Genomic DNA, 17546 nt, shown 5'->3' with positions numbered 1-17546 from the left:
CGGGATACAAGCGCCACTCTTCGGTTCGCTGAAGACCACCGCCCCTAAGGGGGTCCGCCGGCCCGCGATTATCGCGCACCGGCGTGCAATATTTTTTGGGGTTGCGGGTTTGGTGTCCAAAGTGGGGGTCACATGTTCGAAAGCCTGAGCTCGAAACTGGGCGGTGTGTTCGAACGCCTGACGGGGCGCGGCGCGCTGACCGAGGCCGACGTCACCGAGGCGCTGCGCGAAGTTCGCGTTGCTCTGCTCGAAGCCGACGTCGCCCTGCCGGTGGTGAAAGAATTTATTGGCCGGGTCAAGGCCCGTGCCGTCGGGACCGATGTAATCAAGTCGGTCAGCCCCGGCCAGATGGTCGTCAAGATCGTCCATGACGAACTGATCGACACGCTGGGGACCAAGGGCGTTGAGTTGAACCTCAATGCCACCGCTCCGGTGGTGATCCTGATGGTCGGCCTCCAGGGGTCGGGCAAGACCACCACCTCGGCCAAGCTGGCGGTGCGGCTGAAGAAGGACCGCAAGAAGGTTCTGCTCGCCTCGCTCGACGTCTATCGTCCCGCCGCGCAGCGTCAGTTGGAAATTCTGGCCGGACAGGCCGAAGTCGGCTCGCTGCCGATCGTGATGGGCGAGAAGCCGGTGGCGATCACCCGCCGCGCCCTCGATGTCGGCCGCAAGGAAGGCTACGACGTCGTCATTCTCGACACCGCCGGTCGCCTCCATATCGACCAGGAGCTGATGGCCGAAGTCGCCGAAATCCGCGACGTCGCTCAGCCGACCGAAACCCTGCTGGTCTCCGACGCGATGACCGGTCAGGACGCGGTGACCCTGGCGCGCGAATTCAATGAGAAGGTCGGCGTTACCGGTATCGTGCTGACCCGGATCGACGGCGATGCCCGTGGCGGTGCCGCTCTGTCGATGCGCGCCGTTACCGGCCGTCCGATCAAATTCCTTGGCGCGGGCGAAAAGCTCGACGCGCTCGAAGTGTTCCACCCCGACCGTATCGCCGGTCGCATTCTCGGCATGGGCGACATCGTCTCCCTGGTCGAGAGGGCGATGGAGACGATCGAGAAGGAAGAGGCCGAGCGTCTCGCCAAGCGTATCGAAAAAGGCAAATTCGACCTGGACGACATGCGCAAGCAGTTCGGTCAGGTGCGGAAGATGGGCGATCTGAAGGGCGTGATCGGGATGTTGCCGGGTGTCGGCAAGATGGCCGCCGCGATGAAAGACGCCAGTGTGGACGAGAAGCTGTTGGCCCGTCAGGAAGCGATCATCCTGTCGATGACGATGGCGGAACGCCGCAATCCCGACCTGATCAAGGCGTCGCGCAAAAAGCGTATCGCCGCAGGCTCCGGTGTCGACGTCCAGGAGGTCAACAAGCTGCTCAAGCAGTACATGATGATGTCCGACGTGATGAAGAAGGTATCCAAGCTGGGTCAAAAAGGGCTGAAGCGTCACGGCATCGCCGGGCTTCTGCCACCCGGTGCGAGAATGGGGCGGTAATTTCCGCCCGTATTGTTGGTTCGAACGAGAGGAAGACCCAAGGATGGCTCTGAAGATTCGCCTTTCCCGCGGCGGCGCCAAGAAGCGCCCGTTCTACAAGATCGTGGTCGCCGACGCGCGTTCGCCCCGCGATGGCCGCTTCATCGAGAAGGTGGGCACCTACAACCCGATGCTGCCGAACGAGAACGGCCAGCGTCTGATCCTGGACCAGGAGCGGGTGAAGCATTGGCTGTCGGTCGGCGCCCAGCCCACCGAGCGTCTGGTTCGCTTCTTCGCCGATCTTGGCCTGGTTGCCAAGCCCGAGCGTGCCGAGCAGACCAAGCAGCCGCAGCCGAAGGCCAAGGCGCAGCAGCGCGCCAAGGAACAGGCCGAGCGCGCCGCCGCTGCCGCGTCCGCCGAGTAAGACGTGCCGATGTCGCCCCGTGTCTGCGTCGGAATCGTGGTTGGCGCGCAAGGGGTGCGGGGAGCTGTCCGCGTCAAAAGCTTCACCGAGGACCCGGCCGATATCGGTCGGTACTCCCCGGTGGAGGACGAGGGCGGCAGCCGCAAGTTGCGGTTGGCGGTGGTCGGAGAGGCCAAGGGCGTGGTGATTGCCACGCTGGACGGTATCTCGGATCGCACTGCCGCCGAAGCCTTGCGCGGTACCCGGTTGTATGTCGATCGCGATCGCCTGCCCGGGACGGATGAGGACGAGTTCCTCTATTCCGACCTGATCGGGCTGGCGGTCGAGGCCCCGGATGGAATCCGTCTGGGAACGGTTGCCTCGGTCGGCGATTTCGGCGCGGGCGACGTGCTGGAAATCACGCTCGCGGATGGGGGAACGATGATGGTTCCCTTCTCGCGGGCCGATGTTCCGGTGGTCGATGTCGCGGGCGGACGGCTGGTGGCGGTGCCCCCGGTCTATGCCCCCGACGAGAAAGAGGAAAAAGAAGCCAGTGGACGCCGAGACTAAGCGGCCCTGGCGGGCGACGATGCTGTCGATCTTCCCCGAAATGTTTCCGGGGCCGCTGGGGATGTCCCTGGCCGGTCGCGGGCTGGAGGAGGGGATCTGGGCATTGGATGCCGTCGATATCCGGAGCTTCGCCACCGACCGTCACCGGTCGGTTGACGACACTCCCTTCGGCGGCGGCGCTGGCATGGTGATGCGTCCCGACGTGCTTGATGCCGCGATTCGCGGTTCGGGCGGCGCGGGGCCGCTGATCTACATGTCCCCGCGCGGTCGGCGGCTCGACCAGCCTTTGGTGCGCGAGCTGGCGGCGGGGCCTGGGGTCAGAGTGTTGTGCGGGCGCTTCGAAGGAGTCGATCAGCGGGTGCTGGAGGCTCATGGAGCGCTCGAAATCAGCGCGGGGGATTTCGTCCTGTCGGGCGGAGAACTGGCGGCGCTGGTGATGTTGGACGCGGTGGTGCGGTTGTTGCCCGGTATCGTGGGCGCGGCCGAATCGCTGGCGGAAGAGAGCTTCGAGTGGGGATTGCTGGAATATCCCCATTATACCCGCCCCCAAATCTGGGATGGCCGGGCGGTGCCGGAGGTTTTGCTGTCCGGTCACCACGAGAAGATTCGCGTCTGGCGGCGGCGTCAGGCGGAGGAGATAACCCGGCGGCGCCGGCCCGATCTGTGGGATCGGTATGTTGCCGCCATTGACGTGAGCGAGGGTTGAGCCATGGTGAACATCATTGAGCAGCTCGAAAAGGAGCAGATCGAGAAGCTGACCGCCGAACGCGGCGTGCCCAGCTTCGCGCCCGGCGACACGCTGAAGGTGAACGTGAAGGTCATCGAAGGCAATCGCGAGCGTGTCCAGGCCTATGAAGGCGTGTGCATCGCCCGCAAGAACGACGGGATCAATTCCTCCTTCATCGTGCGGAAGATTTCTTACGGCGAAGGCGTCGAGCGTATTTTCCCGCTCTACTCGCCCAACATCGCTTCGATCGAAGTGGTGCGTCGTGGCGACGTGCGGCGCGCGAAGCTGTACTATCTGCGGGATCGTCGCGGCAAGTCCGCCCGTATCGCCGAGCAGACCACCGGTCATTCCGGCAAGGTGGCCGCCGCCGAACGTGCCGATGCCGCCGCCGCCAAGGCGAAGGCGAAGGAATAACCTAGACCTGATCGGGCCCTCGTCCGTCCCGCCCGCCTTCTTTCAGAGGAAAGAATGCGGGCGGGGTCGGGATGCCCGATGGTCGGGTGCGGCCTCGTTGCCCGGAGGTCCCGGACGCGATGTCGAGGCCGTGCCGTATTTCAGGAAATCGATATGGCCAAGCCCCGCACGCTGTTCGACAAAATCTGGGACGCCCATCTGGTGGACGTCCAGGATGATGGTACCTGTCTGATCTATATCGACCGCCATCTGGTCCACGAAGTCACCTCGCCGCAGGCCTTCGAAGGGCTGGAACTGGCGGGCCGCCGCGTCCGCCATCCCGGTCAGACGCTGGCGGTGGCCGACCATAACGTGCCGACCACCGACCGTTCGCGCGGCATCGAAAATCCCGAAAGCCGCCTTCAGGTCGAAACCCTGGCTGCCAACGCCGCCCGCTTTGGCATCGACTATTACCCGATGGACGATATCCGTCAGGGCGTGGTCCATATCGTCGGGCCGGAACAGGGCTTTACCCTGCCGGGCACCACCATCGTCTGCGGCGATTCCCATACCTCGACCCACGGTGCCTTCGGCTCGCTGGCGTTCGGCATCGGCACCTCGGAAGTCGAGCATGTGCTGGCCACCCAGACCCTGGTGCAGAAGCCCGCCAAGAACATGCGGATCACGGTGACGGGCAAGGCCCCCGCCGGTGTCACCGCCAAGGACATCGTGCTGGCGATTGTCGGCAAGATCGGCACCGCTGGCGGTACCGGCTATGTGATCGAATATGCCGGTGAAGCGATCACCGACCTGTCGATGGAAGGCCGGATGACCGTCTGTAACATGACGATCGAGGCGGGCGCGCGCGCCGGTCTGATCGCCCCGGACGAGAAGACCTTCGCCTATGTCGCGGGCAAGCCGCGCGCGCCGAAGGGTGCCGCGTTCGAAGCCGCCGTGACCTATTGGAAGACGCTGCACACCGATGCGGACGCGGTTTTCGATGTCGAAATCGAGATCGACGCGACCAGTCTGGTGCCGCAGGTGACCTGGGGCACCAGCCCCGAGGACGTGATTCCGATCACTGGCACCGTGCCGAACCCGGCCGATATCGCCGACGAGGGCAAGCGCAAGGCGGTCGAGCGCTCGATCGCTTATATGGGCTTGACCGCCGGAATGAAGGCCACCGACATTCCGATCGACGTCGTCTTCATCGGGTCGTGCACCAACGGCCGCATCGAGGATTTCCGCGCCGCCGCCGCCGTGTTGCAGGGCCGCAAGGTCGCTTCCGGCGTCCAGGTTCTGGTCGTTCCCGGCTCGGGTCTGGTCAAGGAACAGGCGGAAGCCGAAGGCCTCGACAAGATCTTCATCGAAGCCGGAGCGGAATGGCGTGAACCGGGCTGTTCGATGTGTCTGGCGATGAATGCCGACCAGTTGAAGCCGGGCCAGCGCTCTGCCTCGACCTCCAACCGTAATTTCGAGGGGCGCCAGGGACGTGGCGGCCGCACCCATCTCGTCTCTCCGGCGATGGCGGCGGCGGCGGCGATCACCGGCAGGCTGACGGACGTGAGAGGGCTCTAACGCCATGGATAAATTCACCGTTCTTACCGGCGTCGCGGCGCCGTTGCCGATGATCAACGTCGATACCGACATGATCATCCCCAAGCAGTTCCTGAAGACGATCAAGCGGACTGGTCTGGGCAAGAACCTGTTCGACGAGATGCGCTATACCCAGGACGGCAAGGAAGTCGCCGACTTCGTGCTGAACAAGGCGGCGTATCGTTCGGCCTCGATCCTGGTCTCGGGGGCCAATTTTGGCTGTGGCTCGTCGCGCGAACATGCGCCGTGGGCGATTCTCGATTTCGGCATTCGCTGCGTCATCGCCCCCAGCTTCGCCGACATTTTCTATAACAACTGTTTCAAGAACGGCATCCTGCCGATCAAATTGCCGCAGGAGCAGGTCGATAAGCTGATGGACGACGCCAATCGCGGCGCCAACGCGGTTGTGACGGTCGATCTCAACAAGCAGGTCATCACCGGCCCCGATGGCGGCTCTATTTCCTTCGAGATAGATCCGTTCCGCAAGCACTGCCTGCTGAACGGGCTCGACGACATCGGATTGACGTTGCAGCGTGATGCTCATATCGCTTCGTTCGAGGAAAAGCGGCGGGTCTCCTATCCCTGGCTGTAAGCAATCCTGCAATTTCATGACAGAGGTTGACGCCAACCCGCGAAGGGTCTAGGCAGCAGCCTTACGATATAATTTGGGAGTCTAGCATGGCCGCCAAGAAACTTCTGATCCTTCCCGGCGACGGTATCGGCGTCGAAGTGATGGCGCAGGTGCGTCGTATCATCGACTGGCTGGGCAAGCGTCGGAAGATTGAGTTCGATCTGTCCGAGGGGCTGATCGGCGGAGCCTCCTACGACGTCCACGGCACCCCGCTGTCCGACGGTACCCTGGCCGAGGCGCTGGCTGCCGACGCGGTTCTGCTTGGCGCGGTCGGCGGGCCGAAGTGGGACAATCTGCCGTTCCAGTTCAAGCCCGAACGCGGCCTGCTCAAGATCCGCAAGGAAATGGGCCTGTTCGCCAATCTGCGTCCGGCCACCGTGTTCGACGCTCTGGCCGAGGCCTCGACCCTAAAGGCCGAGGTCGTCGCCGGGCTCGACATCATGATCCTGCGCGAACTGACCGGCGGTCTCTATTTCGGCGAGCCGCGCGGAATCGAGACCCTGCCCGACGGGTCGCGCAAGGGTGTCAACACCCTGGTCTACACCACCGAGGAAATCCGCCGGATCGGCCGTGTTGCGTTCGAACTGGCCCGCAAGCGCAACAAGCGGGTCTGTTCGGTCGACAAGGCCAACGTGCTGGAATGCACCGTGCTGTGGCGCGAAGAGATGATCAAGCTCCAGCAGGAAGAGTTCCAGGACGTCGAGTTGTCGCACATGTATGTCGATAACGCGGCGATGCAGCTGGTTCGCAATCCCAAGCAGTTCGACGTGATGGTCACCGAAAACATGTTCGGCGACATCCTGTCCGATTGCGCGGCGATGCTGACCGGCTCGCTCGGCATGTTGCCGTCGGCCTCGCTGGGGGCCGCCGACGCCTCGGGCCGCCGCCGCGCTCTGTACGAGCCGGTGCATGGCTCGGCCCCGGACATCGCGGGCAAGGACATGGCCAACCCTTTGGCCACCATCCTTTCCTTCGCGATGTGCCTGCGCTACTCGTTCGATCTGGCCGAAGAGGCCGACATGATCGAAGCGGCGGTGAAGGCGGTGCTGAAGGGCGGTCTGCGCACCGCCGACATCATGCAGGTCGGCAAGGCCAAGGTCTCGACCACCGTGATGGGCGAAGCCGTGGTTCGCGAACTCGACAAGATGATCTGATCGCTCTCGGGCGATTGGGTCTGACCGAAAGAAGGGCGGGGCCGTCTGGTCCCGCTCTTTTTTATGGTTATACCAAATCCCAGTGAGTGAAACTCATGGGGATTTGGGTCTAGGCTCAAGGGGCCGCGCGGCTTATGCCGCGGAAGGCAAGGGTTTCGGAGAAACCCGCCCGCCGTTTGAGGGCCTCGGCGATCGGTTCCGATCACCGAGACATGGTATTAGCCCCCCATCACCACGGCGACGCGGCGACGGAAGCCGGACAGAACCCGGCGTTCGAATTCGGGCAACGACAGCAGCGCCAGCGATTGCAGCAGCGTCGAGCGCAGTCCGACGTGATAGGCGGCGCGGACCCGACACCCGCCGCCGGGCAGAGGCTCGAAGCTCCAGATCAGGCGGAACTGGGTGAACGGGGCCTGCCGCGAGGTGATTTCAAGCCGGTGCGGGCGGTCGAGCACGGCGCGGGTCTGGAAATGGGCCTGGATCGGCCCGGCCCCGAAGGCGTTATCGACGTCGAGCGTGTTGCCGTCGCGGTGACGGATGCGGGTGGCGCGGCAGAAGGGCAGGAAGCGAGGGTAGGATTCGATATCGACCGCGATGTCGAACATCTGCTCGCAGGAGTAAGCGGGGAAGTCCAGGCTCCATTGACCGGCGAGGGGGTGGGTCATTGCCGCTCAGTCGGACAGGCTGCGGATGTTGCGGACGAAGATGTTGAGCAGGCCCCGCAGGAAAGGGTCGGCCTTCGCCAGTTTTTCGCGAAAGGTATCGCGCGAGATGACGATGCAGGCGACATCGGTCCGCGCCACCGCCGTCGCCATGCGCGGTCTGTCGTCGATCAGGGCCATTTCTCCCAACAATTCGCCCTTGCCGATGGTGGCGACGACCGCGCCGTGCTTGATGATATCGACCTCGCCGTCCTGGATCAGGAAGGCACGGTCGCCCTCATCGCCTTCTTTCAGGATCTTGGTTCCGGCATAGAATACCTTGCGTTCCAAAATCCTGTCGATACCCATGCTTCGCACCTTCCTTCGCACGACCGGTTGATTTTATGCGGGATTGGCTCGCCTGTCATCCCTTGCCAGAGGGGGCGGCCCCCCGCAGCGGCGATTGCCCCGGTCGGTCGGGCGCGTTTATAGTGGCGCCATGAACGGTTCTCCTGCCCATTTTCCCGTGCGGCTGGTCGTGCTCGTGGCCTTGGCCGGGCTGGTGGCTGCGTGCGAGCCAAGCTGGAATTCCCGCGTTCCGGTGACGACCGGGCCGTCCGGGGCCTCCGCGTCGCAACGTCCGGCCACGGTGACGGTGCAGGCGGGCGACACCGTCTACGCGATCGCCCGCCGTTATAATCTGTCGGTGCGCGATCTGATCGACGCCAACCGGTTGGAGCCGCCTTATCAGCTTAGCCCCGGACTGGTGCTGCGTCTGCCCGGCGGCGGGGCCGATTACGTGGTGCAAAAGGGCGATACCCTGTTGGGTCTGGCCCGACGCTTCAAGGTCGATTTCAACTCCCTGGCTGCCACCAACAACAAGACGCCGCCTTATATCGTGCGGGTGGGTGAGCGGCTGACCCTGCCCGGCGAGCGCGCGGGCGAGCCCCCCTCCTCCGCCCCTCCCCAGCCTCAGACGCAAGCGCAAGCGCAAGCTCAACCCCAGACCAATACGTCGGGGCGGCTGGTGATCACTTCCCCCCATGTCGATGGCGGTTCCGGTTCTCCGGTGCTTGCGCCGCCACCGCCGCCGCCGCGCGATACCATCGCCAACATCCCGTCTCAGGCTGGGGCGGGAGGGCAGGGGGCAGCGGCCACGGCTCAGGTGCCGCTCCAGCCCGCTCTGCCCGCTCCGACTCCGGCTCAGCAGACCGCCGCCGCCGCTCCGGTCGATGCCGCTCCGCCGCCGCGGACCTCGGGGATGTTCCTGTGGCCGGTGAAGGGTGATGTCGTCGCCGAATTCGGCCCGCTGCCGGGCAAGGGCCAGCATAATGACGGCATCAACATCGCCGTGCCGCGCGGGACTCTGGTCAAGGCGGCGGAAAATGGGGTGGTGGTCTATGTCGGCAACGAACTGAAGGGGTTCGGCAACCTTCTGCTGATCAAGCATGCCGACGGGTGGATGACCGCCTATGCCCATACCGAGCAGATGAAGGTTCAACGCGGCGACCGGGTGCGGCGGGGCCAGATCATCGCCACCGTCGGCAGTTCGGGCAACGCCGCCCAGCCGCAATTGCATTTCGAAATCCGCCGCGGGACCGAGGCGGTCAACCCGCTGGAACACCTTCAAGACAGGGTGTCGGCGCTGTGGGGGCTTGCGGCGAACTCTTTCTCTTGACCTTGGGGCGGTCAAGGAAGATATCGAGAGAATGAACGAACCCCTTCCTCCCCGCCATCCCGAGAAGATCCACCGGCCGGATCAGCCCAGCCCGCCCAAACCGGCCTGGATTCGCGTTCGTGCCCCGGTTTCGACCCAGGCGGTCGATGTCGCCCGGTTGATGCGGGAGAATCGGCTGCACACCGTGTGCGAGGAAGCGGCTTGCCCCAATGTCGGCGAGTGCTGGGGCCGCCACCACGCCGCCTTTCTGATCCTGGGCGACATTTGCACCCGCGCCTGCGCTTTCTGCAATGTCCGCACCGGCCGTCCCGGCGCGGTCGATCCCGACGAGCCCGAGCGGCTGGCCGCCTCGGTGGTGGCGATGGGGTTGCGCCATGTCGTCGTCACCTCGGTCGATCGTGACGATCTGCCCGATGGCGGGGCCGGTCATTTCATCGCCTGTATCGAGCGGATTCGCGCCGCCAGCCCCGATTGCACCATCGAAGTTCTGACCCCCGATTTCCGCGACAAGGGCGACGCGGTCGAGCGGGTCGCCGCCGCCCGGCCCGACGTCTTCAACCACAATCTGGAGACGGTGCCGCGTCTGTATCCCTCGATCCGCCCCGGTGCCCGCTATTTCGTTTCGTTGCGGCTGTTGCAGCGCGCCGCCGAGGCGGCTCCCGGCATCGTCACCAAATCCGGAATGATGGTCGGGTTGGGCGAAACCCGCGAGGAAGTGTTGCAGGTCATGGATGATCTGCGTGCCGCCGGAGTTGCCGCGCTGACGATCGGGCAGTATCTTCAGCCGACGCCCAAGCATGCGCCGATCGCGCGCTATGTGACCCCGGAGGAGTTTGACGATTACGCCGCCCAGGCCCGGGCCAAGGGCTTCGCGATGGTGGCCTCGACGCCGCTGACCCGATCTTCCCATCATGCCGACCGTGACTTCGAGGCCCTGCGCGCCCTGCGCGGGCAGGCCGCATCCTAGAGGACTTCATGCCCACTCATGCCGAAAAGCGTATCCTGCCCTACGCCCCCGAAAAGCTGTACGCGATGGTCGCCGACGTCGAGCGCTATCCGGACTTTCTGCCCTGGTGCGTAGCGTCGCGGATTCGCCGTCGTGACGGCAACGTGTTCTTTGCCGATCTGGTGATCGGCTTCAAAATGGTGCGCGAGCGCTTTACTTCGAAAGTCACCCTCGACCCCAACCGTCGGGTCGATGTCACCTACACCGAGGGTCCGTTTCACTACCTCAACAATCATTGGGTGTTCAACCCGATGCCCGACGGAACCACCGAGATCGATTTCTATGTCGATTTCGAGTTCCGTTCGAAGCTGCTCCAGACCCTGATCGGCGCGCTGTTCAATGAAGCGGTGCGGCTGATGGTCTCGGCGTTCGAACGCCGCGCCCGCCAGCTCTATGGGTCGGATACCGTGCCGCGCGCCCCCTGATCGGGGGGATTCCCCCGACCGGGGGAGTGAGAAAGTCCTACGACGCGGGTTGGGCGAGGGCTTCGAGCGCATCGAGGCCGTTGACGGTGATCTGGCCCCGTCCCAGGGTCACCATCCCGGCCTGTTCCCACTTCGACAGCACCTTGTTGACGCTCTCGCGGCTGATGCCAAGGTGATCGGCCAGTTCCTGCTGCGACAGTCGGATCGTCGGGGCGGAATCGGGGGCCTCGCGGCTTGAGAGCGTTCCGGCCAGCACCAGCAGATGCTTGGCCAGACGTCCCGGCAGCGACAGGAACACGACATCTTCGAGCAGATCGTCGGCCCGGCGCAGCCGTTCGCACAGAACCCGGAGCAAATGCAGCGCCAAGGCGGGGTGGCGGTCGATGAAATCGACGACGTCGCGGCGGTCGAGCGCCAGCAACTCGCTTGGCTCCAGCGCGGTGGCGTCGGCGGAGCGGCGCCCGCCGTCCAGTACCGCGATCTCGCCGAACAATTCGCCCGCCTTGATCAGGCCATAGGTGACCTCGCGTCCCTCGGGCGACAGCGCGCTGATGCGGATCACGCCCTGGGCGACCAGATAGAGCCGGTCGCCGGGGTCGCCTTTGGTGAACAATTGCTCGCGCGCAGAGACACGGATCGTTCTGGTCTTGGCCGCGAGTTCGTCGAGCAGGGACGCCGGAACCGCCGCGAACAGCGGGGTCTGCGACAGCATCTCGCGGCGGCGGATGACGGATTCAATCATGGGGCGATCTGGTCTCCGAGGGCCGGGGCGGTCGGGGAGAGGACGGGCGGTTAAATCCGGTATCGTCGCCCCAAGGACACCCAAGGATGGATGCGAAACGCATCAAGCTTTAGCCCATATGGCGCAGCCGGTCGAGATACTGGTCGACTTCGGTGCGCATGATCGACGCTTTGATCGACAAAGCGTCGGCAGAGCGGTTCAATTCGCCGGCAGCAGAGCTGGAGACGGTCAGGGCTTCGATCGCGCTGTTGACCGAGGCGGTGACCGATTTGGCTCCCGATGCCGCTTCGCCGACGTGATTGGCGATGATTTCGGTGGCCCCGGTCTGGGCCTCGACCGCCTCGCGCACTTCGGCGGCGACGACGTTGATTCCTGCCACCGAGGCCACGGTGCTGGTGATGGTGCTGACGGCGTCGTTGGTGGCGCGGATCGCTTCCTCGACCGAGGAGGCGATCTCCTTGGTGGCGCGCCGGGTCTGTTCCGACAATTTCTTGATTTCGTCGGCGACGACGGCAAAGCCACGCCCGGCCTCGCCCGCGCGGGCGGATTCGATCGTGGCGTTCAGCGCCAGCATCCGGGTCTGGCGGGCGATCCCCTCGATGGTCTGGCCGATCCGGCCGATCCGGCTGGCGACCTCCAGCAGGTGGTGCATCGCCGCGTCGGTGGCCTGGGCGGTCTGGGCGGCCTGTTCCGCCGCCTGGGCGGTGCGGACGACGCTGTCTCGGATGCTGCCGATCGATTCGGCCAGTTGGTTGGTGTTGCTGGAGATGTTATCGACGCTGTAGGAAGCTTCCTCGGCGGCGGCGGCCATGTTGACCGTCTCGAAATCCATATGCGACAGCCTGCTCAGCATCTCGTCGGAATGGCTTTTCAGCGACAGGGCCATCGCGCCGACTTCCTCGACCACCTGCTTGATCGAGCGCTCGAAATTCGCCGCCAGCTCTTGAACCATGTTGGCGCGGTTCTGGGTCGCGGCGGCGAAGTAATCGTGAGTGACGACCGAGACGTCCAGCATCACCACTCGAAGCACGATGCCGGACAGCGCGGTCGATCCGCGCTTGGTCCGGGCGATCTGCTCCAGCGCGCGCGAGGCTCCGGCGCTGGCCATCGCCTGATACCAAGTGGCACCGAGATCCATATAGGCCAGCATGAAGCCCAATTGCTGGGCGGTGGCGGTGTAATCGGCGGTGAATTCGCCGCGATAGAGGTGGCACCAATGCTCGCCCAGCACGCCCGCCAGGGTGGTGCGGGCGTCGCCGGTCAGTTTCTCGCCGAACGGGGGAAAGTGGCTGACCCAGGACAGGCTGTCGGAGACGAGGGAGTCCATTGTCTCGACCACCGGGCCAGAGGCGGCGCGCAGGGTCTCGCTGTCATTGTCCTCGACGGCGAACAGGGCTTTGCTCTGCGCCATCCGTTCCAGAACGCTTGGCCCGGTCGCGGCCCCGGCCACAGGGGTGGGCTCGTCGTCGAAAAACAGATCGTCGGTGCCACCCGCTGGCACGGGGGACGCGTCGGCAGCCGGTGGATCGTCGAACAGTTCGAAATCGTCACTCATTGACTGACCGCGACTTTGGAGTGGGTCTCAGACCGGGATGGTCGCACCGAATGGGCCGCGCAGGGGTTGATTTCCCGTCGCAGTCCAGGAGGTCAAAGAGTAACGGTCCAACGACTAATACGGAAGGGATGAATCATGTTTTTTCAGAGGACCTGGATTGCTTATTCCTCGGGAAGTCCTTCGACCAGCGGAACAAAACGGACCGCGAGGAAGGGATGAATGTCCAATCCGGCCGGACTTTTGGCGATCCGCACCAATTCCTGATCGATGCCGCCGACATCGCCGAGTGGGAGCACCATCAGTCCGTCCGGCTTCAATTGTTCGATCAAGGCGGGGGGAATGTCGGGAGCGGCGGCGGTGACGATGATGCGGTCGAATGGAGCCTGTTCCGGCCATCCCCGCGACCCGTCGCCCAAGCGGCAGGTGACGTTGTGAATTCGCAAGCGGCGCAGGCGCGCCTCGGCCTCGGCCAGCAGGGGACGGTGGCGCTCGATCGAATAGACCCGGCGGCACAGCGGTGCCAGCACCGCCGCCTGATAGCCCGATCCGGTGCCGATCTCGAGCACCTTCATCCGTTCGCCGACCGCCAGCGCCTGGGTCATCAGACCAACGACCAGCGGCTGGCTGACGGTCTGGCCCCGACCGATCGGCAGGGCGACGTTCTCGTAGGCTTGGTCAAGAAAGGGGGTGGCGACGAACAGATGGCGCGGAACCCGCTCGATCGCCGCCAGCACCCGCGCATCGCCGACGCCTTGTCGGCGCAACTCGGTCAACAGGCGGCGGACGCGCGATTCGGCGGGGGTCATGGGAAGATGGCAGACAGCGCCTGCATGGTGGGCCGGTCGGTCAGGTCGAAGCACAGCGGCGTCACCGAAACCGCGCCACGGCAAACCGCCTCGATATCGGTGCCGGGAATGCCGCGATCCTCGGCCCGCTGCGCCCCGATCCAGACATAGGGATCGCCGCGCGGGTCGGAGCGTTCGACGATCGCATCGCCGATCTTCCGCTTGCCCTGGGCGGTGACCTCGATCCCGCTGACCTCGGCGGCAGGGACATCGGGGAAATTGACGTTCATCAGCACGTTGCGCGGCCAGCCCTGGGTCAGCAGAAGCCGGATCACCCTTGCGGCCCATTGTTCGCCGGTATCCCACTTCACCGCATCGGGGGGCGTGACGAATTGCGACAAAGCGATCGCGGGGACGCCCAGGATCGTCGCCTCCATCGCCGCCGCGACGGTGCCGGAATAGGTGACGTCCTCGCCCAGATTCGAGCCGCGATTGATCCCCGACAGCACCAGATCGGGGCGCTTGCCCTTGATGATGTGGTTGATCCCGAGCAAAACGGCGTCGGTGGGGGTGCCATCGACGGCATAATGACAGGGCGACACCTCGCGCACCCGGAGCGGACGACGGATCGTCAGCGAGTGCCCGGCGGCGCTCTGTTCGTGCTCGGGGGCGACCACCCAGACATCGTCCGACAGGGTCCGGGCGATGCGCTCCAGCACCTTGATCCCCGGAGCATTGATGCCGTCGTCGTTCGAGACCAGGATACGCAGGCCCGACAGGTCGGCGAGCGGAGCAAACATCAGCTTATTCGCTCCAGACCGCCCAGATAGGGGCGCAACGCCTCGGGAACGACGATGCTGCCGTCGGCCTGCTGGTAATTCTCCAGCACCGCGATCAGGGTCCGGCCGACCGCCAGTCCCGACCCGTTCAAGGTATGGACGGGGCGGGTGCCCTTTTCGCCCTCGGGGCGGAAGCGGGCCTTCATCCGCCGCGCCTGGAACTCGCCGCAATTCGAGCAAGACGAGATTTCGCGATAGCGCTGCTGCCCCGGCAGCCAGACCTCGATGTCATAGGTCTTGCGGGCGGAAAAGCCCATGTCGCCCGAACACAACACGACGACGCGGTAGGGCAGGCCGAGGCGTTGCAGCACCGTCTCGGCGCATTTGGTCATCCGCTCGTGTTCTTCGTCCGAGCGGTCGGGGTGGACCACCGACACCATTTCCACCTTGTGGAACTGGTGCTGGCGGATCATGCCGCGGGTGTCCTTGCCCGCCGATCCGGCTTCGGAACGGAAGCAGGGGGTCAGCGCGGTCATCCGCAACGGCAGGTCTTTTTCGTCGAGGATCGCATCGGCGACCAGATTGGTCAGCGGTACCTCGGCGGTGGGGATCAGCCAGTGACCGGTGTTGGTCTTGAACAGATCCTCGCTGAATTTCGGCAATTGGCCGGTGCCGAACGCAGCGGAATCCTTGATCATCAGTGGCGGGTCGATCTCGGTATAGCCGTGCTCGCCGGTCTGGAGGTCAAGCATGAACTGGCCGAGCGCGCGTTGCAGCCGGGCCAGCGGCCCCTTCAGCACGACGAAGCGGGCTCCCGACAGCTTGGCCGCGCCGTCGAAATCCATTCCGCCCATTTTTTCGCCCAGCGCATCGTGGTCGAGCGGGGTGAAATCGAACGCGCGCGGTGTGCCCCAGCGGCGAATCTCGACATTGGCGCTTTCGTCGGGGCCATCGGGAACCGACTCGTCGGGCAGGTTGGGCAGGGTGGCAAGGATCGTCTCGATCTCGGCGCCGATCACCCGGTCTTCGTCCTCGATTGCCGGAATCCGCTCCTTGATCGCCGCGACCTCGGCCATCAGGGCCTCGCAATCGCCGCCCTGGCGCTTGATCTGGCCGATCTGCTTCGAGGCGTCGTTGCGCCGGGCCTGCAAGTCCTGAAAGGTGGTCTGGGCGGCGCGACGGCGCGCGTCAAGCTCCAGGATCGCCGCCGATTGGGGCGGCAACCCACGCCGGGCGAGGCCGGCATCGAACGCTGCGGGATTGTCGCGAATCGACTTCAGGTCGTGCATGGAACGGTATCCGGGAAAGTCTGCCAAGCGGCTGGTTATAAGCCGACGCGGAATTCTTGTCGAGACGCGGCGGCGAATCGGTTCTGAATGTAACGCGACCCAATCGGCCAGATTAAGCCGCTATCCGTTGAAATCGGTTTCTTCGACCGCGTCGGTCTCCTCGGCCTCGGAATCAGCCTTGGCGCGTCGTTTTTCCATCGCGCGGGCCGCCAGAATCGAGATTTCGTAGAGCAGAACCATCGGGATCGCCAGCGAACACTGGCTGACGATGTCGGGCGGAGTCACGATCGCGGCGAAGACGAAATTGCCGACGATGGCAAAGCGGCGCTTTTCCGCCATTCCCTTCGCGGTGATCACGCCCACCCGGGCCAGCAGGGTCAGCAGCACCGGCATCTGGAAGGCCAGTCCGAAGGCGAAGATCAGGGTCATGATCAGCGACAGCGATTCGTTGACCTTGGCTTCGAGCTGGATCGGCAGCGATCCCGGTGCCGCCACCAGCGATTCGAAACTGAGCAGATAGGTGTAAAGACCGGGCAGGACGACGAAATAGACCAGGGCCGCGCCCATCGCGAACAGGACCGGCGTCGCCAGCATGAAGGGGAGAAAGGCGCGCTTCTCGTGCTTGTAGAGCCCCGGGGCGATGAACGCCCACAATTGCCCGGCCCAGACCGGGAAGCAGATCGCGGCGGCGGAGAATCCCGCGACCTTCATGAAGGTGAAGAACGCTTCGGTCGGTGCGGTATAGATCAGGCGGCGGCTGCCGCCCTTGGCCAGCGCCGCCGACGAATAGGGTTCGAGCAGAAACTCGTAGATCGTGCCGGAAAAGTAATAGCAGACACCGAAGGCGACGAGGAACGCCAGCGCCGACCAGATCAGCCGACGGCGCAGCTCGATCAGATGGTCGAGCAGCGGCATCGTTTTGTCGTCGAGGGACTCGGTCACGTCGGGATCGCCCAGGTCAGGGGGCCGGAGGCCGCGATTGCGGCGCATCGGCGGGAATCGGCTCGGGAACGGGGTTCGCAGCCGGAGGGGGAAGGGCGTCCGGTGGCGGCAGCGTCATCGCCCGCGCCAGGTCTCCGTCGGGATCGACCGCCTTGTCGATCTCTGCGCGCAACAAGGCAGGGTCGCTTGCCTTGACGATCTGCTGCTTGACCTCGTCCAGTTCGGATTCGCGCACCATGTCGTCGAATCCGCGCTGGAAATCGGCGGCCATCAGCCGGGCCTTGCGGGTCCAGCGTCCGACCTGACGCAGCACCACGGGCAAGTCCTTCGGCCCGATCACGATCAGGCTGACGGCGGCAATCAGCGCCATCTCGTCCCAGCCGATATCGAACATCCGGACTCTCCCGTGCCGTTAAGCGGCCTTAGCTTTTGTGCAGCGGATCGGGCTGCTGTGCTGCCTGCGGGGCGGCGGCCGGAGCCGCGACGGGCTGCTGCGGGGCCGCGACGTTCTGGGCCGCGACGGGCGGAGCTTGAACGCTGGCCTGGGGTTGCGGCGCGGGCTGAGCCGCATTCTCTTCGTCGCCGTCCTTCAGACCCTGCTTGAACGCCTTGACCCCTTTGGCCATGTCGCCCATCAGCTTAGGGATCTTGTTGGCGCCGAACAGCAGCAGCACGATGACCAGAACGATCAGCCAATGCCCGATGCTCCAGCTTCCCATGACCCATTCTCCTCGACGCGATGAAACGATGGCCG

At 64.7% G+C, this 17546-nt stretch carries 21 protein-coding genes; 11 read left to right on the top strand and 10 right to left on the bottom strand.

Annotation, left to right across the window (positions count from 1 at the left end):
• Positions 1-132: 132 nt before the first annotated feature.
• From ffh to leuB, 8 genes are all read left to right on the top strand, one after another.
• Complete coding sequence (gene ffh / locus BLW40_RS02075; RefSeq protein ID WP_074764996.1) at positions 133-1497, top strand: signal recognition particle protein; 1365 nt, start codon at positions 133-135, stop codon at positions 1495-1497.
• A gap of 43 nt (positions 1498-1540) precedes the next feature.
• On the top strand, positions 1541-1900 hold the full coding sequence (rpsP, locus tag BLW40_RS02070) for a 30S ribosomal protein S16 (protein ID WP_021132623.1): 360 nt from the start codon (positions 1541-1543) through the stop codon (positions 1898-1900).
• Positions 1901-1909: 9 nt separating this feature from the next.
• A complete protein-coding gene (gene rimM, locus BLW40_RS02065; protein ID WP_074764994.1) occupies positions 1910-2449 on the top strand; it encodes a ribosome maturation factor RimM in 540 nt (179 codons plus the stop codon).
• Between the two features lie 19 nt (positions 2450-2468).
• A complete protein-coding gene (trmD, locus tag BLW40_RS02060; protein WP_139305460.1) occupies positions 2469-3155 on the top strand; it encodes a tRNA (guanosine(37)-N1)-methyltransferase TrmD in 687 nt (228 codons plus the stop codon).
• Between the two features lie 6 nt (positions 3156-3161).
• On the top strand, positions 3162-3590 hold the full coding sequence (rplS, locus tag BLW40_RS02055; protein ID WP_081504484.1) for a 50S ribosomal protein L19: 429 nt from the start codon (positions 3162-3164) through the stop codon (positions 3588-3590).
• 153 nt (positions 3591-3743) lie between these two features.
• Positions 3744-5147, top strand: a complete 1404-nt coding sequence (gene leuC / locus BLW40_RS02050; protein ID WP_074764990.1) for a 3-isopropylmalate dehydratase large subunit — start codon at positions 3744-3746, stop codon at positions 5145-5147.
• A gap of 4 nt (positions 5148-5151) precedes the next feature.
• The gene (leuD, locus tag BLW40_RS02045) at positions 5152-5757 is read left to right on the top strand and encodes a 3-isopropylmalate dehydratase small subunit (RefSeq protein WP_074764988.1); all 606 of its coding nucleotides are present in this window, start codon (positions 5152-5154) and stop codon (positions 5755-5757) included.
• An 86-nt stretch (positions 5758-5843) separates the two neighbouring features.
• A complete protein-coding gene (gene leuB / locus BLW40_RS02040; protein ID WP_074764986.1) occupies positions 5844-6950 on the top strand; it encodes a 3-isopropylmalate dehydrogenase in 1107 nt (368 codons plus the stop codon).
• Between the two features lie 218 nt (positions 6951-7168).
• Here the strand turns inward: leuB and BLW40_RS02035 are convergent, their stop codons facing one another.
• Positions 7169-7615 (bottom strand): type II toxin-antitoxin system RatA family toxin, encoded by a 447-nt coding sequence (locus BLW40_RS02035; RefSeq protein WP_074764984.1) that lies wholly within the window; start codon positions 7613-7615, stop codon positions 7169-7171.
• Positions 7616-7621: 6 nt separating this feature from the next.
• Positions 7622-7960, bottom strand: a complete 339-nt coding sequence (locus BLW40_RS02030; RefSeq protein WP_074764982.1) for a cyclic nucleotide-binding domain-containing protein — start codon at positions 7958-7960, stop codon at positions 7622-7624.
• Between the two features lie 130 nt (positions 7961-8090).
• Here BLW40_RS02030 and BLW40_RS02025 point away from each other — a divergent pair, with 130 nt between their 5' ends.
• From BLW40_RS02025 to BLW40_RS02015, 3 genes are read left to right on the top strand one after another with little or no spacing between them, the layout of a single operon-like run.
• Complete coding sequence (locus BLW40_RS02025) at positions 8091-9269, top strand: LysM peptidoglycan-binding domain-containing M23 family metallopeptidase (protein WP_074764980.1); 1179 nt, start codon at positions 8091-8093, stop codon at positions 9267-9269.
• Between the two features lie 31 nt (positions 9270-9300).
• Positions 9301-10236, top strand: a complete 936-nt coding sequence (lipA, locus tag BLW40_RS02020) for a lipoyl synthase (RefSeq protein ID WP_074764978.1) — start codon at positions 9301-9303, stop codon at positions 10234-10236.
• Between the two features lie 8 nt (positions 10237-10244).
• Positions 10245-10700, top strand: coding sequence for a type II toxin-antitoxin system RatA family toxin (locus BLW40_RS02015; protein ID WP_074764976.1), 456 nt, complete (start codon positions 10245-10247; stop codon positions 10698-10700).
• A 37-nt stretch (positions 10701-10737) separates the two neighbouring features.
• Here BLW40_RS02015 and BLW40_RS02010 read toward each other — a convergent pair whose 3' ends face one another.
• The 8 genes from BLW40_RS02010 to BLW40_RS17845 form a co-directional block, all read right to left on the bottom strand.
• Positions 10738-11442, bottom strand: a complete 705-nt coding sequence (locus tag BLW40_RS02010; RefSeq protein WP_074764974.1) for a Crp/Fnr family transcriptional regulator — start codon at positions 11440-11442, stop codon at positions 10738-10740.
• Positions 11443-11551: 109 nt separating this feature from the next.
• Entirely contained in the window at positions 11552-12997 is a 1446-nt protein-coding gene (locus tag BLW40_RS02005; RefSeq protein ID WP_074764972.1) for a methyl-accepting chemotaxis protein, read from the bottom strand.
• A gap of 161 nt (positions 12998-13158) precedes the next feature.
• Complete coding sequence (locus BLW40_RS02000) at positions 13159-13803, bottom strand: protein-L-isoaspartate(D-aspartate) O-methyltransferase (RefSeq protein WP_074764970.1); 645 nt, start codon at positions 13801-13803, stop codon at positions 13159-13161.
• Positions 13800-14582, bottom strand: a complete 783-nt coding sequence (gene surE / locus BLW40_RS01995) for a 5'/3'-nucleotidase SurE (protein ID WP_074764968.1) — start codon at positions 14580-14582, stop codon at positions 13800-13802. The genes BLW40_RS02000 and surE overlap by 4 nt, the downstream gene beginning before the upstream one ends.
• Entirely contained in the window at positions 14582-15850 is a 1269-nt protein-coding gene (serS, locus tag BLW40_RS01990; protein WP_074764966.1) for a serine--tRNA ligase, read from the bottom strand. The genes surE and serS overlap by 1 nt, the downstream gene beginning before the upstream one ends.
• A gap of 120 nt (positions 15851-15970) precedes the next feature.
• The gene (gene tatC / locus BLW40_RS01985; protein ID WP_244511020.1) at positions 15971-16792 is read right to left on the bottom strand and encodes a twin-arginine translocase subunit TatC; all 822 of its coding nucleotides are present in this window, start codon (positions 16790-16792) and stop codon (positions 15971-15973) included.
• 16 nt (positions 16793-16808) lie between these two features.
• Positions 16809-17186, bottom strand: a complete 378-nt coding sequence (gene tatB / locus BLW40_RS01980; protein WP_074764962.1) for a Sec-independent protein translocase protein TatB — start codon at positions 17184-17186, stop codon at positions 16809-16811.
• Positions 17187-17214: 28 nt separating this feature from the next.
• Positions 17215-17511: a twin-arginine translocase TatA/TatE family subunit gene (locus BLW40_RS17845; RefSeq protein WP_074764959.1), complete on the bottom strand. Its 297-nt coding sequence runs from the start codon at positions 17509-17511 to the stop codon at positions 17215-17217.
• Between the last annotated feature and the right edge of the window lie 35 nt (positions 17512-17546).

Origin of the sequence: Magnetospirillum fulvum (genome assembly GCF_900108475.1) — a bacterium.
In the GTDB taxonomy this organism is placed as follows: Bacteria; Pseudomonadota; Alphaproteobacteria; order Rhodospirillales; family Magnetospirillaceae; genus Phaeospirillum; species Phaeospirillum fulvum_A.
This window is presented reverse-complemented; position numbering and strand designations above follow the sequence as displayed.

Bases quoted from the DNA above. Each gene is read 5' to 3' on its own strand.
- surE (WP_074764968.1), bottom strand. From the start codon at position 14,582: ATGTTTGCTCCGCTCGCCGACCTGTCGGGCCTGCGTATCCTGGTCTCG.
- rimM (WP_074764994.1), top strand. From the start codon at position 1,910: ATGTCGCCCCGTGTCTGCGTCGGAATCGTGGTTGGCGCGCAAGGGGTG.
- leuC (WP_074764990.1), top strand. From the start codon at position 3,744: ATGGCCAAGCCCCGCACGCTGTTCGACAAAATCTGGGACGCCCATCTG.
- serS (WP_074764966.1), bottom strand. From the start codon at position 15,850: ATGCACGACCTGAAGTCGATTCGCGACAATCCCGCAGCGTTCGATGCC.
- BLW40_RS17845 (WP_074764959.1), bottom strand. From the start codon at position 17,511: ATGGGAAGCTGGAGCATCGGGCATTGGCTGATCGTTCTGGTCATCGTG.
- trmD (WP_139305460.1), top strand. From the start codon at position 2,469: ATGCTGTCGATCTTCCCCGAAATGTTTCCGGGGCCGCTGGGGATGTCC.
- BLW40_RS02000 (WP_074764970.1), bottom strand. From the start codon at position 13,803: ATGACCCCCGCCGAATCGCGCGTCCGCCGCCTGTTGACCGAGTTGCGC.
- BLW40_RS02030 (WP_074764982.1), bottom strand. From the start codon at position 7,960: ATGGGTATCGACAGGATTTTGGAACGCAAGGTATTCTATGCCGGAACC.
- BLW40_RS02015 (WP_074764976.1), top strand. From the start codon at position 10,245: ATGCCCACTCATGCCGAAAAGCGTATCCTGCCCTACGCCCCCGAAAAG.
- BLW40_RS02035 (WP_074764984.1), bottom strand. From the start codon at position 7,615: ATGACCCACCCCCTCGCCGGTCAATGGAGCCTGGACTTCCCCGCTTAC.
- BLW40_RS02010 (WP_074764974.1), bottom strand. From the start codon at position 11,442: ATGATTGAATCCGTCATCCGCCGCCGCGAGATGCTGTCGCAGACCCCG.
- tatB (WP_074764962.1), bottom strand. From the start codon at position 17,186: ATGTTCGATATCGGCTGGGACGAGATGGCGCTGATTGCCGCCGTCAGC.
- BLW40_RS02025 (WP_074764980.1), top strand. From the start codon at position 8,091: ATGAACGGTTCTCCTGCCCATTTTCCCGTGCGGCTGGTCGTGCTCGTG.
- lipA (WP_074764978.1), top strand. From the start codon at position 9,301: ATGAACGAACCCCTTCCTCCCCGCCATCCCGAGAAGATCCACCGGCCG.
- BLW40_RS02005 (WP_074764972.1), bottom strand. From the start codon at position 12,997: ATGAGTGACGATTTCGAACTGTTCGACGATCCACCGGCTGCCGACGCG.
- leuD (WP_074764988.1), top strand. From the start codon at position 5,152: ATGGATAAATTCACCGTTCTTACCGGCGTCGCGGCGCCGTTGCCGATG.
- leuB (WP_074764986.1), top strand. From the start codon at position 5,844: ATGGCCGCCAAGAAACTTCTGATCCTTCCCGGCGACGGTATCGGCGTC.
- rpsP (WP_021132623.1), top strand. From the start codon at position 1,541: ATGGCTCTGAAGATTCGCCTTTCCCGCGGCGGCGCCAAGAAGCGCCCG.
- ffh (WP_074764996.1), top strand. From the start codon at position 133: ATGTTCGAAAGCCTGAGCTCGAAACTGGGCGGTGTGTTCGAACGCCTG.